Below are 21,704 nucleotides of genomic sequence, written 5' to 3' on the forward strand. Positions count from 1 at the left end.
CGCTGCCATTTGTTGTAATCCCGTTTGAAACGATGATGAAAAGACCCGTGTGGAGTGGAAAATGGCGTTCAAAGATGAAATTCTGGGCAATTATCTGCACGAACGGCACTTCCTTCAGACCGTCTATATGCCCGCGTTCCAACCCAAAGGGCGTAATTTCGTCTATATGAAAAACCACAAGGCAGCCTGCACCACAGTGATCGCCACCCTGATGGCCCATCTGCTGGCAGAAATGGGCGACAGCCGTGATATTTCCATGCAGAACGTGCATATGCCCCCCATGGATGTGATCCACGCAGGGAAACGAGCGCTGAAACTGCCCCGCGCGCTAGAGGCGCTGCAATCCAGCGATGTGCTGCGCTTTACCGTGGTGCGCGATCCTGTGTCACGTACGGTCAGCGCATGGGCCGATAAAGTTGCTGGGACAGGGGCCAAAAAACACAAATTGATGGAAATTCTGGGGCAGCCTGCGGATGAAGATCTTAGCCTCTCCGCCTTTCTAGACCTGTTGGCACAAGACCCTGTTGCGCTGGATGTAGATCGCCACTGGCGTCCGCAAAGTAAAGAAATTTCTTGGGGGTTGGTCAATTACGATGTGGTGGGCACCACAGATGATCTGGACCCCGCGCTGGAAGAAATCGTGTTGAAATGCTTCAACGAGAAAAAGCCGATGGTGCAGGATACCCGCGCCTCTTTGGGGCATAAAACAGCGGCCAATGACATGGTGCAAAGCCTGACCAAAAAAGACCGCCGCAATATTGAGCGGGCCTTCGGGGCTGATCTGGAAATGTATGAGGCCGTCAAATCCCAACAAATTCAAACGGTTCTCGCCCTATGAACAAACCGACCCAGAAAGACCTGCAAAACCATCTGAAATCGGTTGGCGCCGAAAAAGGCTTTTTTCAACCACTGGGGGCGGAGCATTCCGCATTGTTTGTTCAAGGTGCAGGCAAGGGCGGCAAGACGCTGATTGTCACCTTTGAAAATCTGGATGATGTGGCCAAAGACGAAGAGGCCAGAATGCCTTGGGGGTATAATTTCGTCACCGCACAGGGCTGGTCGATGCTGGGAATGATGGCCCATGGCTGGACCTGGTACCGCGACGAAACTGTGTTTGATTTCTTTGACAGATTGCGGGACGAGGGCTTTTTCGATCGCTTCGATAAAGTCCTGTTCTACGGTGCCTCTATGGGGGCCTATGCTGCCAGCGTGTTCAGCGCCGCGGCCCCTGGGTCAACCGTGATCCTTTTGTCGCCCCAGGCCACACTGTCACGGGATGTGGCGTCTTGGGAAACCCGCTACCGCAAGGCATGGGCACGGGATTTTTCTTCGCGCTATGGTTATGGCCCGACACTAAGCGCCAGCGCCCATCAGGTGCATCTGTTTTATGATCCGCAAGCCAGCCTTGATGCCATGCACGCCGCCCTGTTTCAGGGCGAAAACGTGCGTAAATACAAATGTCGCTTTATGGGTCACCGGATTGCTTCGCTCTGGCAACAGATGAGCGTGCTGAAACAGGTGGTTCTGGGCTGTGTCGAAGATACGCTCACCACCACTGAATTTTACACGCTGATGCGGGCGCGGTTGCACAATCATCGCTATCAAAAAGAAATGCTGACCCGTTTGGTACAGTTGGAACGCCCCCATCTGGTGGCCCGCTACACCCGTGCCGTGTTGAACACGCGGGGCGGGCCGAATTTTCGCAAGGCGCTGCGCAAAGCAGAAGAGCAGATAGCGCAGGCTAAAGGATAGACCCGGCGCGTCTGACCTTCCCCGTTTGCCCCTAAACAGAAATCGGGCCTCCAGCGGGGATATTTCAGGAAAGAAGAAGCTGGTGGGCCAAAGAAGAGGTTGATGGGTCTGTGACCCTGATTCTCTTTTTGGAAAAATATCCCGGGGTCGTAGGGGCAGCCAGACACGCCGTTACTAAGGTCGGGCGAGATCAATAAATACTGAGCATGTCGGGGATATTTTCAACAGAAGTGGCAGTCCCTAGGGGAATCGAACCCCTCTTTTCAGGTTGAAAACCTGACGTCCTAACCGATAGACGAAGGGACCGCATCTTCTGTGAAGGCGCTTTTAGTCGGAAGGTTTGGGGGTATCAAGAGGTTTCTTGCTCTAATTTACACTTTTTCACTCTGCGAGTGCTGCGTCTTCCAGCCGAAGCTTGGCTTTCTTGCGTCCACCCCAATCATCGACCTCTAATCGGCCTGCCAGATGGAATAATTTGCCGCGATTCTCGTCGATCAGGGGTCCAAGGGGGCTGTCGTAGGCGCCAAAGCAGATTGCATCGATTCGCCCGCCGCCTGCATCCTGTGCTGTAATGCGCAAATGGGATTCGCCTGCGCGTTTTGCAAAGGTGATGCGCTGGGCGGGCAGAGCGAATCGCGGGGCGGGTGCGCCGGCGCCAAAGGGTCCGGCCTGTTCCAGTTGTTCGATCAAATCCGTGGTGATTGCGCTTGGCATTACCGAGCCGTCCAACATCAGGTCTTTGGGACCGATGTCATTTGCGCCCTGTTTTTCCAGCAGTTCAGACAGACGGGCCATGGCGGGTTCCAGGTTTTCGGCGGTCACTGTCAGGCCTGCCGCCATTTTATGCCCGCCACCTTTCAGCAGCAGTCCTTCGCGGGTGCAGGTGGCAATGGCAGAGCCCAGATCAATGCCTGTGACGGAACGCCCTGATCCTTTGCCTTCATCCCCGTCAAAGCCGATGACGACTGTGGGGCGGTTTGTGGCCTCTTTCAGGCGGGCAGCGACGATGCCGACCACGCCCGGGTGCCAGCCTTCGTGGGCGGCCCAGACAAGCGGCGCGTCAAAGCCACGGGCCTCGGCCTGTTCCATGGCTTGCAGGCGTACCTGCATTTCGATTTCGCGGCGGTCGTCGTTCAGCTGGCTGAGGTGATCTGCAAGGGAGGCGGCCTCGTGTGGGTCGATAGTGGACAGCAGGCGTGCGCCAAGGTCGGCTTTGCCGATGCGCCCCCCTGCATTGATGCGCGGGCCAAGGGCAAAACCCAGATGATAACTGTTCGGGGCCGAAGTTAGCCGCGCCGCATCTGACAAAGCCGCCAGCCCGACACGGTTGCGCCGTCCCATGATCACCAATCCTTGACGGACCAACGCACGGTTCAGCCCTGTCAGCGGGGCCACATCGGCCACTGTGGCCAGCGCCACCAGATCCAGCAGCGCCATCAGGTCAGGTGTGGTCTGATTGTCGGCGCGCAGCAGGCGGTTGATGGCCACAAGGGTCAGGAACACCACACCAGCGGCGCAAAGATTGCCGAAGTCATTGTCTTCGTCCTGTCGGTTCGGGTTCACCACGGCCAGTGCGGGGGGCAGGGTCTCGCCGCCCATGTGGTGGTCGAGTACGATCACATCCGTGCCTTTAGCCGCGCCGATTGCGTCATGGGACAGAGTGCCACAATCCACGCAGATGATCAGGTCGTGGGCGGCTGCCAGCTCGGCCATGGCGGGTTCGTTGGGGCCGTAGCCTTCGTCGATCCGGTCGGGCACGTATAGGGTTGCCGTCAGGCCCATCTGGCGCAGAAAGTCGATCAGCAGCGCGGCGGAACTACCCCCGTCCACATCATAATCGGCAAAAATGGCGATGCGCTGGCGGGCGGAAATCGCCTGTTTGATCCGCGCGGCGGCTGTGTCCATATCCCGAAAGATCGACGGGTCGGGCATCAGATCGCGCAACGAAGGCGCAAGAAAGGCCGTCGCTGCTTCGGGCAACACGCCAAGGCGCGCCAGCGTGCGGGACAAGGTGGCAGGCAGGCCGGTTTGTTGCGCGATAACCTGCGCCTGACGGTCGCTGGCTTCGGACAGGCCGACCCAGCGGCGACCAGTTGCAGAGCGGGAGACGCCTAAGAAATCAGCCATTTGTACCTTTAGTAACGGGTTTGCCTTTGACCTGCTGCACCAGCGCATAGACCGCTATGATCCAGCCGACAGATGCCGCTGAAAGCCAGATATAAAGGAACGGTTCACCGTTCCCTGACAACAGAATGCCAGACACCAACAGCATCCCACAGCTCCAGGCAGTCAGCCAGACGCCCAAGAAGACAATCACAAACCAGTTGCGTTTGCGTTTTGGGGGGCTGGCATAGGGATCGGGTTTCAGGTCGTGATTATGGCGCTGGCGGAATTCATCCAGATAGCTGTCGGCGATAGATTTCTTCGCCTCTGTATCGGGTTGTGAAAATCCGACCTTGCGCGCCATATTCGTCCGATCAGTTGTTGTTTTGACGGTATTTGATCCGCCGCACGGAGCCGGTTTTAGAGCGCATCAGGATGGTCTCGGTTTCCATAAAGTCGCCGTCTTGATGGGCGCCTGAAAGGATAGAGCCGTCGGTTACGCCTGTTGCGGCAAAGATCACATCGGCAGTGACCAGTTCGTCGCGGGTGTAGATGCGATCAAAGTCGGTGATGCCAGCGCGTGTGGCGCGGCCCCGCTCGTCGTCATTGCGAAAGGTCAGGCGGCCATAGAACTGCCCGCCCATACATTTCAGCGCGGCTGCGGCCAACACACCTTCGGGTGCGCCGCCAGATCCCATATACATGTCGATGCCAGTTGTGGCGGCTTCGGCGCAGTGGATCACGCCTGCAACGTCACCGTCGGTGATCAGGCGGATGGCACAGCCTGTGCTGCGCAATTCGGCGATCATTTCTTCGTGGCGCGGGCGTTCCAGAACACAAACGGTGATCTGGTTGGCGTCGCAGCCTTTGGCTTTGGCAAGGTTTTGCACCCGTTCCGCAGGGGACATGGCAAAGGTCACTGTGTCCACAGGGTAGCCCGGGCCAACGGCCAGTTTATCCATATAAACGTCCGGTGCGTGCAGCATAGATCCGCGCGGCCCCATGGCGATAACGGTCAGCGCGTTTGGCATGTCTTTGGCAGTCAGTGTGGTGCCTTCGAGCGGGTCCAGCGCGATGTCCACGCCCGGGCCGTTGCCTGTGCCGACTTCTTCGCCGATGAACAGCATAGGGGCTTCGTCCCGCTCGCCTTCGCCAATCACCACGACGCCTGCAATATCCAGCATGTTCAACTGTTCGCGCATGGCGTTTACAGCGGCCTGATCTGCCGCTTTTTCGTCACCGCGCCCGATCAGTTTGGCGCTGGCAATCGCCGCAGCCTCTGAAACGCGGGCCAAACCCAGTGAAAGCATACGGTCGGCGAAGTCTGTGGTGTCGGTCATGAAATCGGTCCTGAAAGTTAATCGACGTTGCGCCCAAATGCAGGAAAAAACCGTCCGTTACAACTAAAAACCCGCATTTTCGGTAATCTCGATACGGGCCATACAGGGACGAGGTAACAGGATTACGGCGCGGTCAGGGGGCTGGTGCAAATCACTTGCGATCCAGTTCTTGGGCAAAGCGCAGTAAGGCCACTTGTTCGTTGGTCTGTGCCTTGCGGTCCTGATGCATGCAGGTTTCCACAAAATTCAGATGATCCTCAACGGCTTGTCTGGCGGCAACGGGATCGCGGGACAGGATAGCATCGTGGATCAGACGGTGTTGTTCCAGCAAGGATTCGCGGGTGGTGCGGACCTTGAACATGATCTTGCGGTTGTAAAACACCCCAGCGCGCAGCATTTCAAACATAGAGCGCATCATATGCAGCATAAACACGTTGTGGCTGGCCTCAACTATGGCCATGTGGAATTCCGCGTCCAAAGCGGCTTCTTCGGCGGGATTGCGTTTGGTGTGGGCGTTTTCCATCTTGGCAAACAGGGTTGTGATCACTTTATGATCGGTATCGCTGCCCAGCCTTGCCGCCCGTTCCGCCGCCATACCCTCTAGGTCGCGGCGAAAGGCGATATAGTCGAACAGGGCTTCTTCGTGGGTGGAAAACAGTTTGATCAGCGGTTCTGAAAACGCCGAGCCTAGCACATCGGCCACATAAATCCCCGACCCCGCCCGCGTTGCCAGTAATCCCCGTTCCACCAGATCGGCAATCGCTTCGCGGATAGAGGGGCGTGACACCCCCAACCGTTCGGCAAGATCCCGTTCCGATGGCAGACGTTCGCCCGGGCGCAGCACGCCGCGCAGGATCAGTTGTTCAATCTGGCGAACCACCGTATCGGCGATCCGTTCGGGGTGGATTTTTTGAAACGGCATGGGCGGCGTCCAGTTTGGAATTGAGTGAATATAAGGACGAAGGGCAGGGATCGGCAAGGCATTGCCGCATTTTGAACCAGTTGGCGGTATTGTGATCCATGGGCGGCAAAAAGCGTTTGGTGAAACGCAGGCTGTAGTGCTTACCTATAATTCAAGGCGCAAAAGACACCTCAAACGGGAGCCCCCAATGGAACGGATGACTGCAAAAGATTTTGATCAAGGATTGTTGGACCTTTATGATTTTTATGCCCACGGACTGATGTCCAAGCGGGAATTTCTGGAAAAGGCGGGCAAGTTCACCGCAGGTGCCGTAACGGCGAGCATGTTGTTAAGCATGCTTAGCCCCGATTATGCCATGGCGGAGCAAGTGTCCTTTAATGATCCGGATATTCTGGCAAGTTACGAAAAATACGACTCGCCCAACGGTAATGGAGAGATCGAGGGTTATCTGGTAAAGCCAACAGCGGCCACGGGGAAAATTCCTGCGGTTCTGGTGATCCATGAAAACCGCGGGCTGAACCCCTATGTCAAAGACGTGGCGCGCCGTGTGGCAAAGGCAGGGTTTCTGGCTTTTGCACCTGACGGGTTAAGTTCGGTCGGGGGGTATCCTGGCAATGATGCTGAGGGTAAGGCATTACAGGCGACGGTGGATGGCACCAAGCTGATGAATGATTTCTTTGCGGGGTTTGAACATCTGATGGGCCATGAGGCCAGCACGGGGAAGGTCGGCGCTGTTGGTTTTTGTTATGGCGGCGGTGTGTGTAATGCGCTGGCGGTGGCCTATCCTGAAATGGGCGCCTCTGTGCCGTTTTATGGCCGTCAGGCCAGCGCCGCAGATGTGCCAAAAATTCAGGCGCCATTGATGCTGCAATACGGTGGCTTGGACGAGCGGGTCAACGCGGGCTGGCCCGAATATGAAGCCGCGTTAAAGGCCAACGGCAAAGAATATGTGGCGCATTTCTACGAAGGCGCGAACCACGGCTTTCACAATGACAGCACCCCCCGCTATGACGAGGCACAGGCCGCTTTGGCATGGCAGCGCACGATAGATTTCTTTGGTGAAAAACTGGCCTAGCCCATCCACAAAACCACCCGCTGAACCACTTGTCAAAATGCACAACGCCGCCCTGAAAAATTATCAGGACGGCGTTGGTTGCGCGGTGTCGTATTCTATACGGATCAGTTGGTCGGACGGATCACAACTTCGACGCGGCGGTTGGCGGCGCGCCCTGCTGCGGTGTCGTTGCTGGCGATAAACTGGGTCTCACCCCGGCCATAAGCGCGGATACGGCTAGAGCTGACGCCGCTGCTGGTCAAAACACCCGCGACAGATTGGGCACGGCGGGTAGACAGGTTTTGGTTGTAGGCGGTATCGCCCACGCTGTCAGTATGGCCGATCACGTCAACGGTGCTGTCGGGGTAGCGTTGCAGGTTGTTCGCCAAAGAGCGCAGGTCGTCTTGTAACGACGGCCGCACATAGGTGCTGTCAGTGTCAAAGGTGATCGCCTCGGGCAGGGTCACGATCAATTCGTTGCCTGTGTTGGTAATCGTCGCGCCTGATCCGGCCATGCTTTGACGCAGGTCTTTTTCCTGCTGGTCAAGGATCGCGCCAAACACGCCGCCAACGGCTGCGCCAACAACAGCGCCCTTTACAATGGACCCGTTAGAGTTGCCTGCAATAATCTGGCTGGCCACACCGACGGCCGCGCCAATTGCAGCCCCGTTGCGGGTCTTTTGATAGTCCGGATTTGTCGCCTCGTCACAAGCGGTCAGTGCGAAAACGGCTGCGGATGCAGCAAGAATGGATTTGGTCAGAGCCATTGTACTGGCCTTTCATTGTTAATCGGCCTGCTACAAATTGGGCAGAACAGGTCGCAATTCAAGGCTTGGTGTGTACACAGTATCGGGATCAGGCGGATTTTTGCGCAATTGGCTGGTTTTCGGGGGTGGCATCGGCCCGCGCGCCTTCCCATGCCAGAAGCGCGCGCTTGACGGGAAGGCCCCAGTGATAGCCGCCCAAAGCGCCTGTTTTGCGCAAAGCACGATGGCAGGGGATTAGCCAGCTGATCGGATTGCGCCCCACGGCGGTGCCCACTGCGCGTACGGCTTTGGGGGTGCCGATGGATTTGGCGATCTCGGAGTAGGTGGTGACATGGCCGGTTGGCACGTTCAGCAAAGCCTCCCATACTTTGATCTGGAAAGGTGCGCCGATCAGATGCAGGTTGGCGGCATCCCCGCCAAGAATTGCAGAGACTTGGGGCTGAAGGGCCGTTTCGTTTTGAATGAACGTGGCCTCGGGCCAGCGGGCGTGCATATCATCCAGAGACCAGTCGCGGCCAAATTCAGCCGTGAAGCCCATGCCACAGATGCCCCGCGGTGTGGCGGTGACGATCATCTCGCCAAAAGGGCTTTCAAACCAACCCCATGTGATGGTTAACCCCTTGCCTTTGGCGGCATATTCGCCGGGGCTCATGGCTTCCCATGTCAGGAATAGATCGTGCAGGCGACCGGTGCCTGACAGACCCGTTTCCAGTGCCGTGTCGAGTAGGGTAAACCGTTCGCGCAGCAGGGATTTGGCGTGATCCAGCGTCAGATATTGCTGATACCGTTTGGGCGAGACGCCGGCCCATTGGGAAAACACCCGCTGGAAATGCATCGGCGACAAGCCAACGGCGGCGGCGACTTGCTCCAGTCGCGGCTGTTCGCCCACAGTGCTGTCGATAAAGGCAATCGCACGGGCGATAACGGCGTGATGATATGTATCTTGTTCCATAGACCCAAGATGCCGCTGCGCTGCGATTCTATCCACCCGTTTCTTGCGCAATGTCAGGTGTGCCGAAATCTTCGCGGATATGATCGGCCAGTGCCTTTGCCCATTGGGCATAGACGGCGGCACCGGGGTGAAATCCATCCTCAGCCATCAGGGCAGGGTCCATCGGCAAATCCATCTGCAAGCGGGTGATTTCAGGGCGGGTGGCCTGATAGCGGGCCATAGCCGCGTCATATCGGCGGGCCGTCATCCCAATGATTCCGCGTAGCGGTTGGGGCAGGGCCGGAAACTGACCCATCGGGGGCAAATCCGAGGTGTAAATCCGTTTTGCCTTGAACTTGCTGTGCAGCAGGTCAAACAGTTGGCCATGAAGCGAGATCCAGCGGTTCAACGGCACAGAGCGGGTGATGTCATTGACCCCAACGGCCAGAATAACCGCATCGTAATCCCGCGGATCAAGCCGTTTCAGACGTTCCAATGTGATGGCTGTTGTGGCACCGGTCCGGGCGGTCAAATCCCATGTCACGGTGAAAAATGGTGCAAGTTCGTTCAGCAATTGCCCCGTTAGGGCCATCTCTTGGGTGGGAACACCGACCCCTGCCGCAGAACTGTCGCCCAGAATAAGCAGGCTTAGCGCAGGGCCGTTTCCATCCACCCCAAAGCGTGGGCCAGTGGGTTCTGGTAAGATCAGCGCATGTTTACGCACCCGCAGGCCTTGCCAAACCAACAGGGGCGAAAGCAGCAGTTTTAAAGTTGTTTCAAAGACTGCTTTCACCCTAATTCCCCTTAAAACCCGTGATAGCGCCGGTTCGCTTGTTCGACGAAAGCATTCAGCGCCGCATCGTCAATGCCGATGTCTGTAGCGCCGGAAAACTCAATCGCAGAGAATTTGGCCGTATAGGCCTGCGTTTGATATGCCCGCGTTTGATAAGCTCGTGTGGATTCAACAATGCGATCATGCGAGACCTGCACAATCGGTGTAGACAACAAAGTTGTCAGTATGACAGCGGTAAGAGCCGACATCTGTATTTCCTTTTAGAAAACCGATCGCCTGTGATGTAAAATCGGCAGGGCACCGGTGCAATTTGAGTTGGGGGTTAAATAGTTATGTGAGCAGTGCTTTCAAGAGCAATGTAACAAATTTACTAAAAATTGCCGAAGTTGTGATCGCGCCCTTCAGACCAACGGATGCCATGCGGTGATTTCGCAGCGTTCTGCGGCCAATTTGCCTGCATCCCTGCGCAGGTTCCGCTCTTCCCATTTCACCAAGGTCATGGCAAACACGTTTTATGGCCAAACAGTTAGACTACCACACGATCTATAAGATTTTCGACCGCTTCCGCGATAGCGAACCGGAACCGAAAGGCGAATTGGACCATTCCAACGCCTATACTTTGGTGGTGGCGGTTGCTTTGTCGGCGCAGGCCACGGACGTGGGGGTCAACAGGGCAACCCGCGGGTTGTTCGCAGTGGCCGACACGCCTGAAAAAATGCTGGCCTTGGGGTTAGAAGGCGTCACCGAACACGTCAAAACCATCGGCCTGTTCCGCCAAAAAGCCAAGAACGTGATGAAGCTAAGCCAGATATTGGTGGATGATTACGGTGGCGTTGTTCCCAGCAGTCGCGCCGCACTGGAAAGCCTGCCAGGTGTCGGACGTAAAACCGCCAACGTGGTGCTGAATATGTGGTTCGGACAACCCACACAGGCGGTGGACACCCATGTGTTCCGCTTTGGCAATCGCACCGGCGTGGCCCCCGGCAAAGACGTGGTCGCGGTGGAACGCGCGGTCGAGGATCAAATTCCCGCTGAATTCCAACGCCACGCCCACCACTGGATGATTTTGCACGGGCGCTATATTTGCAAAGCCCGTAAACCCGTATGCACAAATTGCATTATCGAAGATCTTTGCCCGTTTGAGGAGAAAACCACGTGACGAAGAAATACCAAGTAGTCGGCATCGGCAATGCGCTGGTGGATGTGCTGGCCAATTGTGATGACTCTTTTCTGTCGGACAACGGCGTCGAAAAAGGCATCATGCAACTGATCGACACCACGCGCGCCGCTGATTTGTACGGCATGATGGGGCCCGCCAAGGAAATCTCTGGCGGATCGGCGGCCAACACAATTGCGGGCATTGCAGCCCTTGGCGGGCGCACGGCCTATGTTGGCAAGGTGAAAGCCGACCAGCTTGGCGATATCTTCGCCCATGATATGCGCGCACAGGGGGCTGACTTTGAAGTCCCCCGTTCACCCAAAGACGAGGTCGACGAAACAGGGCGCTGCATGGTTCTGGTGACGCCGGATAGCGAACGCTCGCTCAACACCTATCTGGGCGTGTCCGAACATCTTGGCCCTGATGATATTGATCCTGCGATGATGGCTGATGCGGAATGGATCTATCTTGAAGGCTACCGTTTTGATGGCGCGCTTAGTCATGCGGCCTTTGCCAAGGCGATTGAGGCTTGCAAAAGCACCGGCGGCAAAGTGTCCGTGACGCTGAGCGACCCTTTCTGCGTGGACCGCCACCACCAAGCCTTTCGTGATATGATCCGCGATCACATCGACCTGTTGTTCTGCAACGAACATGAAATGGCCGCGATGTACCCTGCCGACACATTGGACGAAAGCATCGCCCAAGCCGCCGAGCGGGTGGAAATCGTCGCCTGCACCGTGGGGGCCAAAGGCGCGATCATCGTCAAGGACGGCATCCGCGTCGAAGCCCCGGCCGAGGCTACCAGCGTTGTAGACGTCACAGGCGCGGGCGATCTGTTCGCCGCAGGCTTCTTGCACGGTCTGGTCAACGGACGCGATATGCTGACCTGCGGGCGCATGGGGTGCATCGCAGCGGGTGAAATTATCAGCCACATCGGTGCCCGCCCCGAAGCCGACCTAGGAGCGCTGTTCCGTGAAAAAGGTCTTGAATAATCAGACCTCAAAGGGCGCAGGTCAGTGAGCGGCTTCTTCCGCTCTAATCTGGTCCGTGCCCTTTTAGTGCTGTTGCTGGGCATCGTCTTTCTGGACGGAATGTCGGTGTTCATCAAAACCCTGCTGCCCCGCTATAGCGCGCTGGAACTGTCAGCTTACCGCAATGTCATCGGCATGATCCCCGCGATCCTTTTGATGATGTGGAGCGGGGAGTTGCGCACAAATCCCCGCAAGCTGATGATCCCGCAATGGAAACTGGCCTTCGGGCGGGGGCTGATGGTCACCGCGGCGCAACTGTTCTGGTATGTGGCGCTGGGCAAAACCGAATTCGCTTTGGTGGCGGCGCTTGGCTATACCATGTCCCTGTTTGTGGTGATCCTGTCGGTGCCTTTGCTGGGAGAACGGGTCGGCATCTGGCGCTCTATCGCGGTGGTGATGGGCTTTGTAGGGGCGGTCTGGATCGTGCGCCCCACAGCGGACAGTTTTAACCTGATGGCCCTGCTACCCCTTGGCGCGGCGCTGTTTTATGCGCTGTCTATGGTGACGGTACGGCTGGTGGACCGTTCTGTTTCAAACGCTTTACTGTATCTCTATTCGGCGATCTCGGCGGCGGTAGTGAATGTGATTGTGGTGCTGGCCACCACAGGTTTTGACGGGATCGAAAACCTGCACGACGGCATCCAGATCACAGTGATGTCCCTGCTGGGCGGTTGCGGCGTGATCTGTATGTTGATTTCCGTGCGTATGGCCGAACCGAGCCTGCTGGCCCCGTTCAACTATTTCGGCCTGATTTCCGCCTTTACTATGGGCTGGCTGGTGTTTGGGGAAGCCCCCTTTGACAAGATATTCCCCGGGGTTTTGTTTATTATTGGCGGCGGATTGCTGGTCTTATGGCGGGAAAATCCCGGCAAGAGGGTTGCTTTGCAGAAATAACAGAACAGGGGCGCTGCCCCTGACCCCGAGGTGTTTTCTCTCAAAAGAAGCCGGACCCCGTTTTTCTTCTTTCTAAAAATATCCCCGCCGGAGGCATTGAAATCAAAAAAAAGCCCCGCAGCATGCTGCGGGGCTTTTTTGTCAGTGTAAGGGGGCTGTTACGCGGCTTTGGCGTCTGCGCCAAAGCGTCCGTAAAAGCTTTGGCCTTTTTCAGCCATTTCGCGCAACAGGGCAGGGGCTTGGAAACGATCGCCGTAATTTGCGGCCAATGCGTCGCAGATTTCCACGGCTTTTTCCGATCCCAGAATATCCAGCCATGAAAACGGACCACCAGACCAAGGCATAAAGCCCCAGCCAAGGATCGCGCCTACATCGCCTTCGCGGATGTCTTCGAGCACGCCTTCTTCCAAAGCGCGCACGGCTTCCAGCACTTGGGCCATTGCCAGACGGTGTTGCACGTCGGTCAGGCTGGGTTGGTCTTCGCGCACAGGGAAGTAATCGCCGAGACCTTTCCAAAGACCCGTGCGTTTACCCTTTTCGTCATAATCGTAAAAGCCGGATTTGGTTTTGCGACCCAGACGGCCCATGTCGAACAGTTTTTGCACCACATCATCGCCGTTGGACGCAGGATAGGCGTTGCCCAATGCGGCTTTGGTGGCGCGCATGATTTTTTCGGCCAGATCAATGGAGGTTTCATCGCCCAACTGAAGCGGGCCAAGTGGGAAGCCCAGTTGTTTGGCGGCGTTTTCGATCAAGGCTGGCTCGATTCCTTCGGCCACCATGCGGTTGGCCTCGGCGCCGTAGGGGATGATGCAGCGATTGGCGTAGAAGAAGCGTTCGTCGTTCACAACAATCGGGGTTTTGCGGATCTGGCGCACGAAATCGAGCGATTTTGCCACTGCGCGCCCACCAGTTTCTGCGCCTTTGATGATTTCCACCAGCAGCATTTTATCCACTGGCGAAAAGAAGTGGATGCCGATGAATTGATCAGGACGTTGGCTGGCTTTGGCCAGTTGGCTGATCGGCAGAGTAGAGGTGTTAGTGGCAAAGATGCAGTCGTCGCCCACGATGGCCTCGACTTTTTTGGTCATCTCGGCTTTGACGCCCACATCCTCGAACACGGCCTCTACGATCAAATCACAGCCTTTCAGCGCGTGCAGATCGGTTGTGGCGGTGATCTGGTTCAGCAGGGCCTCTTTCTTTTCTGGCGTAGATTTTTTGCGCGCGATGCCTTTGTCTGCGTAGGTTTCGGAATAGGCTTTGCCTTTGTCGGCGGCTTCCTGTGTCTGGTCGATCAGAACCACCTCGATCCCTGCAAGGGCGGAGACCAGTGCAATACCAGCGCCCATCATGCCCGCGCCCAGAACGCCAAGTTTTTTGACCGATTGGTCTGGCACGTCTTTGGGCCGCACAGCGCCTTTTTCCAACGCGCCCTTGTTGATGAACAGGCTGTTGATCATGGCGGCTGACGAGGGGTTCATCAGGATGTTGGTGAACCAGCGGGCCTCGATTTTGATGGCTTGATCAAAGGGCACCAGAGCGCCTTCATAGACAGCGGCGAGCATGGCTTTGGCCGCAGGAAAAGCACCTTGGGTTTTGCCGTGAACCATGGCGGTGGCCCCGACAAAGGTCATGAACCCCGCAGGGTGATAAGGCGTGCCGCCCGGCATCTTATAGCCTTTGGCATCCCAAGGTTTCAGCAGATCGGCGTCTGTGGCGGCGTTGATCCAGTCTTTGGCCGCTGAAATTAACTGATCCGCAGGTACAACAGCGTCGATCAGCCCTGCGGCTTTGGCTTTGGCGGGTTCAACTGTTTTACCTTCCAGCAGGTAGCTTGATGCCGACATCACGCCCAGTTTGCGCACCAGACGTGTGGTGCCGCCGCCACCTGGAAACAGGCCGACCATGATTTCGGGCAGGCCGATTTTGCCTTTGGGATTGTCAGCGGCGATGATGTGGTGGCACGATAGCGCCAGTTCATATCCGATGCCCATGGCGATGCCGGGCAGGGCGGCGACGATGGGTTTACCGCCTTTGTTGGTTTTTGCATCCATGCCCGCGCGTTCAATTTTGCGCATGACCGTGTGGCCCTGCATGATGCCTTCCATCAAAGCGGGCGCAGGATTGTCCCCACCACGTTTTTTCCATTCCGCCAGAATGTTCAGATCCATACCGCCTGCGAAATCTTTCTTGGCTGAGGTGATGATCGCCCCTTTGATCGCGTCATCGCCAAGCACAGTGTCGATGGCGTCAGACAGTTCCTGAAACCCGTGTTCGGACATCACATTCATGGATTTGTCGGGGCAATCCCACGTGATAATGGCAATGCCGTCGTCGTCTAGTTTGTAGTGAAAGTCAGTCATGAGGGTGTTCCCTTTTTTGATGGGTTATTCAAAGTTTCGAGCCGTCAACCCGAGAGTAGGCTTTCGCCGCCCCGTCGATTTCAAGCATAAGATCGTCGTCCGGATAATGGACGGTTTGGGTGTCAGCACTGGGGCCGATGACCACAAAGCTGACGGGAAAGCCGGTGCGATTCACAAAGCTGTGCGCATCGTCAATGCCCGCGGGAAAGGCGGCGCATTCGCCCGTTTCCAGTTCTATTTCGCCAGCATTATGCACCAATGTGCAGACGCCACTGGTCACGATGACTATTTCGTCCTGATGTTCGTGCCAATGAAGCAATGCGGATTTCGCACCCGGTTGCAACGTCACCATTTTAGCATCCATCTGGTGCAATCCAGCGGCGTCATGCAGGTTCTTTACACTGCGCCCCTGCGTGACGGCTTGGTGCGGCGGGGGGTAATCGGCGGTATGATCATCCGGAATAGTGTCCAGATCCAGCTTGCCACTGATTTGGGTTTTGGATTTTGGCTGGGCCAAAGTGTTTTCGACCGCCGCATTCCACTGGGGCATCGCGCTGAATTCCGGCTTTGGGATATACAGCATTTCAATCTTGAAATCCGGCCCCAGATCACGGCCGAATGCCGTATTGGAGGCCATCTTTTTGACTTCGCCTTCAGCGTCGATGAATTCCCATGTTAGCGAGGCTTTAAAGCGGTTGTCGCCCCGATCCTCGACGTGGGACACGCGGCGGCGGAGTTCATGAATGCCCATGGCTGCAAAGCGTTTGCCAAAATCAAGGAACATTTCCCCGATGGCGTCCAATGTGTCGAAGGACAGTATTTGGTCTTCGATAAAAACGATCAGCGGCGGGGGGGTGTGGCAGCTTTCGGAAAAATGGCCATGTTCATGAAAATACGCCACATCATTGGCGATTTCTGCCTCTATCATAGCGGCGAATTCGGACATGTCTTGGGCGGGGGCTGCGGATGAATTTGGTGACATTACAGGACTTTCCAATCAAATGTATTCTTGAAGAATTCGAAATGTAGTGGAGTCTTGATATTCAATTCTGGACTGGGGTTAAGCATCTGCGCCCCCCAGTTCTGCGATGCGTTTTTGCAAGGCGCGCAGTTGGGTTGCCGGTGAACCGGACAGGTCTTGGTCTGAAACGACCAAGCGTTTGTGATAGCCGAAAGTGATACGGTCTATGTTGGAATTGGGGTCGCCGTGATATTTGACCAATACCTCGGGGTTTGAAAAAACCAAGCCGGTGTAGGGGTGATTTGGCGGGTCGTAGATGTCGATTGTATCCAGACCCAAAGAGCGGGCGTAATCATAGATTGCATAAAGCGGATGGGGCGGAGTAGGCGCCGTCAACCGCACGGCCAAGGCGTGTAAGGTCTCCCAGTTGTGTGCAGCCCCCTTGGCGATCTGGGCGTCTGTCAGGCGCACAAATTGCGCGCCTTCATCTTGTTTCCAACGATCCCGCATGGACCCGTCTTCTGATTTCAGCAAAACCCAGATGGACGGGGACTTGCAGGTCAGACGGGTCAACCCAGTGGCTGCGTCAACCAGCAGCGCAAACGGAAAGGTTCCGTCTGCATCGGCCAGTTGCGCGATCTGCGCCAAGGGATGCGGGGTTTGCGTCATTACACGCGTTCGATGATGGTTGCGGCACCCATGCCGGAACCGATGCACAGGGTGGCAAGACCGGTTTCCTTGTCAGAGCGTTCCAGTTCGTCCAGCAGCGTGCCAAGGATCATCGCGCCTGTTGCGCCCAGCGGGTGCCCCATAGCGATTGCGCCGCCGTTTACGTTCAGTTTGGCGTGATCCACGTTGAAATAATGCTGGAAGCGCAGAACAACAGATGCAAAGGCCTCGTTCACTTCGAACAGGTCGATATCGCCGATGTTCATGCCTGTGCGTTCCAGAATACGTTCTGTCACGGGCACGGGGCCTGTCAGCATGATGGTCGGGTCAGTGCCGATCTTGGCCGTTGCCTTGATCCGTGCGCGCGGTGTCAGGCCGTTTCTGATGCCGAACTCATTGTTGCCGATCAAGATCGCCGCAGCGCCATCTGCGATCCCTGATGAATTGCCAGCGTGATGCACGTGGTTGATCTTTTCCAACTCGGGGTATTTCAACAGGGCAACCGCGTCAAAGCCCGGCATCACTTCGCCCATTTGTTTGAACGACGGGTTCAGCGCGCCCAAGGATTGCATATCGGTTTCGCCGCGCACCATTTCATCACGGCCCAGAATTTCGATGCCGTTCTGGTCCTTCAGGCTGATGACGGATTTGTCAAAGCGGCCTTCCTGTTGCGAGCGGGCTGCGCGTTTTTGGGATTCAACGGCGTATTCATCGCACATGTCACGGGTGAAGCCGTATTTTGTGGCGATGATGTCGGATGAAATGCCTTGCGGTACGAAATAGGCTTTCATGGCCAGTGTCGGGTCAACAGCGATTGCGCCGCCGTCCGATCCCATTGGCACGCGGGACATGGATTCAACACCGCCCGCGATATAGGCGTTGCCCATACCGCCCATGACCTGACCTGCGGCCATGTTCACAGCTTCCAGACCTGACGCGCAGAAGCGGTTCACGGATACGCCGGCCACGCTTTCGTCCAGATTGGAATTCAGCACGGCAGAGCGGGCCAGACAGCCGCCCTGTTCGCCAACCTGGCTGACGTTGCCCCAGATCAGATCGTCCACGTCTTTGCTGTCAAATCCGGTGCGGGCTTGCAGTTCGTTCAAAACTTCAGAAGACAGGCGCACGGCGGATACTTCGTGCAGGGATCCGTCTTGCTTGCCTTTGCCCCGTGGGGAACGGGCTGTGTCATAAATATAGGCGTCGTGGGTCATGGGATGGGTCCCTTTTGCTAAGAGTTCGAATTAAGCGGCTGCGCGCGGCATCAGATCATAGGGGGCTTTATAGCCCTCAAGACCCTCGATATTGCCAAGCCAGCGGTTGATATTGGCCCATTCACTGCGGTCAAAACCGAAATGTTCAGGGTAGAAAAGATAGCCGCAGCAGGAAAAATCCGCGTGGGTCGGGCCATTGCCCACCAACCAGTCGCGGCCTTCAAGGGCGGCGTCCAGAACGGCGTAAGCGGCTTTCAGGCGGCCAAGGCTAAAGCCGATGACCTCTTGGGGGCGTTTGTCTTCGGGTAGAAAGTTCATCAGGAAACGGGTCATGCCCGCTTGGGATGACAGTTTGTGATTATCCCATAAAACCCAACGCAAAACCTCGCGTTTTTCGGCAGGGGTGTCGCCGCCGTATTTGCCTGTCAACTCGGTGATGTAGGATTGGATCACGCCGGATTGGGTGATTTTTTCGTCGCCGTGGATCAGAATCGGTACTTCGCCCATGACAGACAGGTCTTTGCGGAATTCAGGGGTGCGGGTTTCGCCGTTAAAGAAATCGACCCAAACCGGTTCCCAGTTCAGCCCTGACAATTCCAGCGGGAGGGCGCATTTATAGGCGTTTCCGCTTTCGCCCATACAGTAGAGTTTCATATCAGCCATGTTCAGTCCTTTGGGGTGGTATTGCCGCGAAATGTGTTTCGGGGCCGCAGGGTGCGGGCGGTCCCGGGGAAATACCCGGGACGGCCTGTGTGCTTATAACGACCGGCCGACGAGTTCTTTCATGATCTCGTTGGTGCCGCCGTAAATCCGCTGGACGCGGGCGTCGGTGTACATTTCGGCCACTGCATATTCCATCATAAAGCCGTAACCGCCGTGCAATTGCAAACATTCGTCCAGCACTTCGCCTTGGGTGTCTGTCAGCCAGTATTTCGACATGGCCGCCTGTTCCACACTCAATTCCCCCTTCAGGTGGGCCGCAATCAGCGTGTCCAGATAGGACCGCGCCACTTGGGTTTTGGTGACACATTCAACCAGCTTGAAACGGGTGTTCTGGAACTGGGTCAACGGGCCGCCAAAGGCCTGACGTTCTTTGCAATATTCGATGGTGCGTGCCACGGCGCCTTCCATTGCGCCAACCGCGCCACAGCCGATGATCAGGCGTTCTTGCGGCAGTTGTTGCATCATTTGGTAAAAGCCGCGGCCCTCATCTCCGCCCAACAGGTTTTCTGGCGGGATTTCCACGTTGTCAAAGAACAATTCGGATGTGTCAGCGGCTTTCATGCCGATTTTATCCAGATTGCGCCCGCGCTGAAAACCTTCGGCCCCGTCGGTTTCCAGAACCATCAGGGATGTGCCCTTGGACCCTTGGGTTGGGTCGGTTTTGGCCGCCACAAGGATCAGGTTGGCGTGTTGACCGTTGGTGATAAAGGTCTTTTGCCCCGACATTTTATAGTTATTGCCGTCTTTGATGGCTTTGGTTTTGATCGCTTGCACGTCAGAGCCGCCAGAGGGTTCGGTCATGGCCAAGGCACCGACCAACTCCCCTGATACCAGTTTGGGCAGCCAGCGTTTTTTCTGTTCTTCGGTGCCGCAGTTCAGGATGTAATGGCCGACAATACCCGAATGGATGCCATGGCCCCAGCTTGCCAGATTTTGCCGCGAACCGGACATCAAGATCACCGCTTCATGGCCAAAATCACCGCCTGCGCCGCCGTATTCTTCGGGGATAGAGGGGCACAGCAGGCCCAGTTCGCCTGCTTGTTGCCAAGTGTCGCGGTCCATTTCACCCTGTTTACGCCATTTTTCGAATTTTGGCGCCCATTCTGTGTCGATGAACTGGGTTGTCATCTCGTCGAGCATGCGGTGCTCGTCGGTCATCCATGCGGATGGCAGGCTGGTGATGGTCATTGTCTCTCTCCCGATCAAGGTCGGGTGGCGGTTGCGCCACCCGTGTGTGCGTTGTGTTGTTTAAAACGCCTCGGCGTTCAAACCCATCACGGTTTCCCCTCCGGATTGGATGCGGGCAAGGTGCATCCCTGTAGCAGGCAATTGGCGCTGCATGTAATAGCGCCCCGTGATCAGTTTATTCTTATAGAAGTCGGGATCATCGGCATTGCCGTCAAGAGCAGACGTTGCGGCTTTTGCCATACGCGCCCACATCAGGCCCATGCAGACATGACCGAACAGGTGCATAAAGTCCGAAGACCCTGACAGCGCCGCATTCGGGTTTTTCATACCTTCCTGCATAAAGAACATGCCAGCCGTTTGCAGGTCTTTGGATGCCTGTTTCAACGGGTTGATAAAATCGGCAATCGCTTCGTTTTCCTTGTTTTCGGAAATGAAGGTTTTCACCATTTCAAAGAAGGCCATTACATGTTTGCCGCCGTCCTGGGCCAGCTTGCGCCCCACCAGATCCAGCGCCTGAACCCCGTTTGCCCCTTCATAGATCATCGCAATGCGGGCATCGCGGGTGAACTGGGACATGCCGTGTTCTTCGATATAGCCGTGGCCGCCATAGATTTGCTGGGCCTGCACGGTCATGTCATAGCCCTTATCGGTAAGGAACCCTTTCAGAACAGGGGTCAGCAGGGAAATCAGCCCGTCGGCGTCTTTGTCGTCATTTTCATGGGCTTTGTCGATCATCATCGCGCCCCAATAGACAAAGGCCCGTGCGCCTTCGACAAAGGATTTCTGATCCATCAGGCTGCGGCGGATATCAGGGTGAACGATCAGCGGGTCGGCTGGACCATCGGGGTTTTCCGCCCCTGTGACAGCGCGGCCTTGCAGGCGGTCTTTGGCATAGATCACAGCGTTCTGATACGCGGTTTCGGCCTGTGCCAGCCCTTGCATGGCCACACCCAGACGGGCGTGGTTCATCATGGTGAACATGGCGCGCATGCCTTTGTGTTCCGTGCCCAGCAGATAGCCAGTGGCCCCGTCATAGTTCATCACGCAGGTGGAATTGCCGTGGATACCCATTTTTTCTTCGATCGAGCCAACGGCAACACCGTTGCGCGCGCCCACAGAGCCGTCTTCGTTCACCATGAATTTTGGCACGATAAACAGTGACACGCCTTTGATGCCTTCTGGCCCGCCAACGATCTTGGCCAGCACCAGATGGATGATGTTGTCGGACATATCGTGTTCACCGGATGAGATGAAAATCTTCTCGCCAGTGATTTTATACGACCCGTCGTCCTGTGGTTCGGCTTTGGTGCGCATCAGGCCCAGATCGGTGCCGCAATGGGATTCGGTCAGGTTCATTGTACCTGTCCAGTCGCAAGACACCATCTTGGGCAAGTAGGTTTGCTTTTGTTCATCCGTCCCGTGGGCGTGGATCGCGGCATAGGCACCGTTGGTCAGGCCGGAATACATCCCAAAGGCCTGATTGGCAGATGACACCATTTCAGACACCGCCATCCCCATAATGTAGGGCATGCCCTGCCCACCATATTCAGGATCGGATGCAATGCCCGTCCAGCCGCCTTCGCGGAACTGGTCAAAGGCGGCTTTGAACCCTGTTGGTGTGCGCACGACGCCATTTTCCAGCTTACAGCCTTCACGATCGCCCACAACATTCAACGGCGCGATGACTTCGCCGGTGATTTTGCCCGCTTCTTCCAGAATGGCCGAGGTGAAATCAGGGGTCAGGTCGTCATAGCCAGGGATTTTTGTGTTTTCCACGTCCAGCAGTTCATGCAGCACGAAAGACATATCTTTGGTCGGGGCGGTATATGTTGGCATTAGG

General features: G+C 56.4%; 21 protein-coding genes and 1 tRNA gene. 6 read left to right on the forward strand and 16 right to left on the reverse strand.

Annotated features, from left to right (window positions below):
- Positions 1-61 precede the first annotated feature (61 nt).
- Positions 62-838 (forward strand): sulfotransferase family 2 domain-containing protein, encoded by a 777-nt coding sequence (locus GGE09_RS03955; protein ID WP_309744077.1) that lies wholly within the window; start codon positions 62-64, stop codon positions 836-838.
- Positions 835-1,752: a phosphoadenosine phosphosulfate reductase gene (locus GGE09_RS03960; protein WP_309744079.1), complete on the forward strand. Its 918-nt coding sequence runs from the start codon at positions 835-837 to the stop codon at positions 1,750-1,752. The genes GGE09_RS03955 and GGE09_RS03960 overlap by 4 nt, the downstream gene beginning before the upstream one ends.
- A gap of 231 nt (positions 1,753-1,983) precedes the next feature.
- Here GGE09_RS03960 and GGE09_RS03965 read toward each other — a convergent pair.
- From GGE09_RS03965 to GGE09_RS03985, 5 genes are all read right to left on the reverse strand, one after another.
- Positions 1,984-2,058: transfer RNA gene (locus tag GGE09_RS03965), tRNA-Glu, on the reverse strand.
- Between the two features lie 75 nt (positions 2,059-2,133).
- A complete protein-coding gene (recJ, locus tag GGE09_RS03970) occupies positions 2,134-3,879 on the reverse strand; it encodes a single-stranded-DNA-specific exonuclease RecJ (protein WP_309744080.1) in 1,746 nt (581 codons plus the stop codon).
- Positions 3,872-4,219, reverse strand: coding sequence for a hypothetical protein (locus GGE09_RS03975; RefSeq protein ID WP_309744081.1), 348 nt, complete (start codon positions 4,217-4,219; stop codon positions 3,872-3,874). Before GGE09_RS03975 ends, recJ begins: the two co-directional genes overlap by 8 nt.
- A 10-nt stretch (positions 4,220-4,229) precedes the next feature.
- Positions 4,230-5,195, reverse strand: a complete 966-nt coding sequence (gene glpX / locus GGE09_RS03980) for a class II fructose-bisphosphatase (RefSeq protein ID WP_309744083.1) — start codon at positions 5,193-5,195, stop codon at positions 4,230-4,232.
- A 151-nt stretch (positions 5,196-5,346) separates the two neighbouring features.
- Positions 5,347-6,117 (reverse strand): FCD domain-containing protein, encoded by a 771-nt coding sequence (locus GGE09_RS03985; protein WP_309744085.1) that lies wholly within the window; start codon positions 6,115-6,117, stop codon positions 5,347-5,349.
- 187 nt (positions 6,118-6,304) lie between these two features.
- On the opposite strand from GGE09_RS03985, the gene yghX reads away from it, so the two are divergent.
- Positions 6,305-7,192, forward strand: coding sequence for a YghX family hydrolase (gene yghX, locus GGE09_RS03990; RefSeq protein ID WP_309744087.1), 888 nt, complete (start codon positions 6,305-6,307; stop codon positions 7,190-7,192).
- 104 nt (positions 7,193-7,296) lie between these two features.
- Here yghX and GGE09_RS03995 read toward each other — a convergent pair whose 3' ends face one another.
- The 4 genes from GGE09_RS03995 to GGE09_RS04010 form a co-directional block, all read right to left on the reverse strand.
- Positions 7,297-7,938, reverse strand: a complete 642-nt coding sequence (locus tag GGE09_RS03995) for an OmpA family protein (RefSeq protein WP_309744089.1) — start codon at positions 7,936-7,938, stop codon at positions 7,297-7,299.
- A gap of 88 nt (positions 7,939-8,026) precedes the next feature.
- Positions 8,027-8,890, reverse strand: a complete 864-nt coding sequence (locus GGE09_RS04000) for a bifunctional helix-turn-helix domain-containing protein/methylated-DNA--[protein]-cysteine S-methyltransferase (protein WP_309744091.1) — start codon at positions 8,888-8,890, stop codon at positions 8,027-8,029.
- Between the two features lie 28 nt (positions 8,891-8,918).
- On the reverse strand, positions 8,919-9,662 hold the full coding sequence (locus GGE09_RS04005; RefSeq protein WP_309744093.1) for an SGNH/GDSL hydrolase family protein: 744 nt from the start codon (positions 9,660-9,662) through the stop codon (positions 8,919-8,921).
- 11 nt (positions 9,663-9,673) lie between these two features.
- The gene (locus GGE09_RS04010; RefSeq protein ID WP_309744095.1) at positions 9,674-9,910 is read right to left on the reverse strand and encodes a hypothetical protein; all 237 of its coding nucleotides are present in this window, start codon (positions 9,908-9,910) and stop codon (positions 9,674-9,676) included.
- Between the two features lie 266 nt (positions 9,911-10,176).
- Between GGE09_RS04010 and nth the strand changes: the two genes are divergently transcribed.
- The 3 genes from nth to GGE09_RS04025 are packed head-to-tail and all read left to right on the forward strand — an operon-like array spanning position 10,177 to position 12,746.
- Positions 10,177-10,821 carry an endonuclease III gene (nth, locus tag GGE09_RS04015; protein ID WP_309744096.1) on the forward strand — a complete coding sequence of 215 codons (645 nt, stop codon included), beginning with the start codon at positions 10,177-10,179 and terminating at the stop codon, positions 10,819-10,821.
- The gene (locus GGE09_RS04020) at positions 10,818-11,813 is read left to right on the forward strand and encodes an adenosine kinase (protein WP_309744098.1); all 996 of its coding nucleotides are present in this window, start codon (positions 10,818-10,820) and stop codon (positions 11,811-11,813) included. Before nth ends, GGE09_RS04020 begins: the two co-directional genes overlap by 4 nt.
- A gap of 24 nt (positions 11,814-11,837) precedes the next feature.
- On the forward strand, positions 11,838-12,746 hold the full coding sequence (locus GGE09_RS04025; protein ID WP_309744100.1) for a DMT family transporter: 909 nt from the start codon (positions 11,838-11,840) through the stop codon (positions 12,744-12,746).
- A 158-nt stretch (positions 12,747-12,904) separates the two neighbouring features.
- Here the strand turns inward: GGE09_RS04025 and GGE09_RS04030 are convergent, their stop codons facing one another.
- The 7 genes from GGE09_RS04030 to GGE09_RS04060 all read right to left on the reverse strand — a co-directional run bounded on the left by GGE09_RS04030 (position 12,905) and on the right by GGE09_RS04060 (position 21,700).
- Positions 12,905-15,109 (reverse strand): 3-hydroxyacyl-CoA dehydrogenase NAD-binding domain-containing protein, encoded by a 2,205-nt coding sequence (locus GGE09_RS04030; RefSeq protein ID WP_309744102.1) that lies wholly within the window; start codon positions 15,107-15,109, stop codon positions 12,905-12,907.
- A gap of 28 nt (positions 15,110-15,137) precedes the next feature.
- Positions 15,138-16,091 (reverse strand): cupin domain-containing protein, encoded by a 954-nt coding sequence (locus GGE09_RS04035; RefSeq protein ID WP_309744103.1) that lies wholly within the window; start codon positions 16,089-16,091, stop codon positions 15,138-15,140.
- Between the two features lie 78 nt (positions 16,092-16,169).
- On the reverse strand, positions 16,170-16,739 hold the full coding sequence (locus tag GGE09_RS04040; protein ID WP_309744105.1) for a hypothetical protein: 570 nt from the start codon (positions 16,737-16,739) through the stop codon (positions 16,170-16,172).
- Positions 16,739-17,953, reverse strand: coding sequence for an acetyl-CoA C-acetyltransferase (locus tag GGE09_RS04045; protein ID WP_309744106.1), 1,215 nt, complete (start codon positions 17,951-17,953; stop codon positions 16,739-16,741). The genes GGE09_RS04040 and GGE09_RS04045 overlap by 1 nt, the downstream gene beginning before the upstream one ends.
- A 30-nt stretch (positions 17,954-17,983) precedes the next feature.
- Positions 17,984-18,616 (reverse strand): glutathione S-transferase, encoded by a 633-nt coding sequence (locus tag GGE09_RS04050; RefSeq protein ID WP_309744108.1) that lies wholly within the window; start codon positions 18,614-18,616, stop codon positions 17,984-17,986.
- 93 nt (positions 18,617-18,709) lie between these two features.
- Complete coding sequence (locus GGE09_RS04055; protein ID WP_309744110.1) at positions 18,710-19,864, reverse strand: acyl-CoA dehydrogenase family protein; 1,155 nt, start codon at positions 19,862-19,864, stop codon at positions 18,710-18,712.
- A gap of 60 nt (positions 19,865-19,924) precedes the next feature.
- On the reverse strand, positions 19,925-21,700 hold the full coding sequence (locus GGE09_RS04060; RefSeq protein ID WP_309744111.1) for an acyl-CoA dehydrogenase C-terminal domain-containing protein: 1,776 nt from the start codon (positions 21,698-21,700) through the stop codon (positions 19,925-19,927).
- Positions 21,701-21,704: the final 4 nt, after the last annotated feature.

The organism is Roseobacter sp. N2S (assembly GCF_031454055.1).
In the GTDB taxonomy this organism is placed as follows: Bacteria; Pseudomonadota; Alphaproteobacteria; order Rhodobacterales; family Rhodobacteraceae; genus Amylibacter.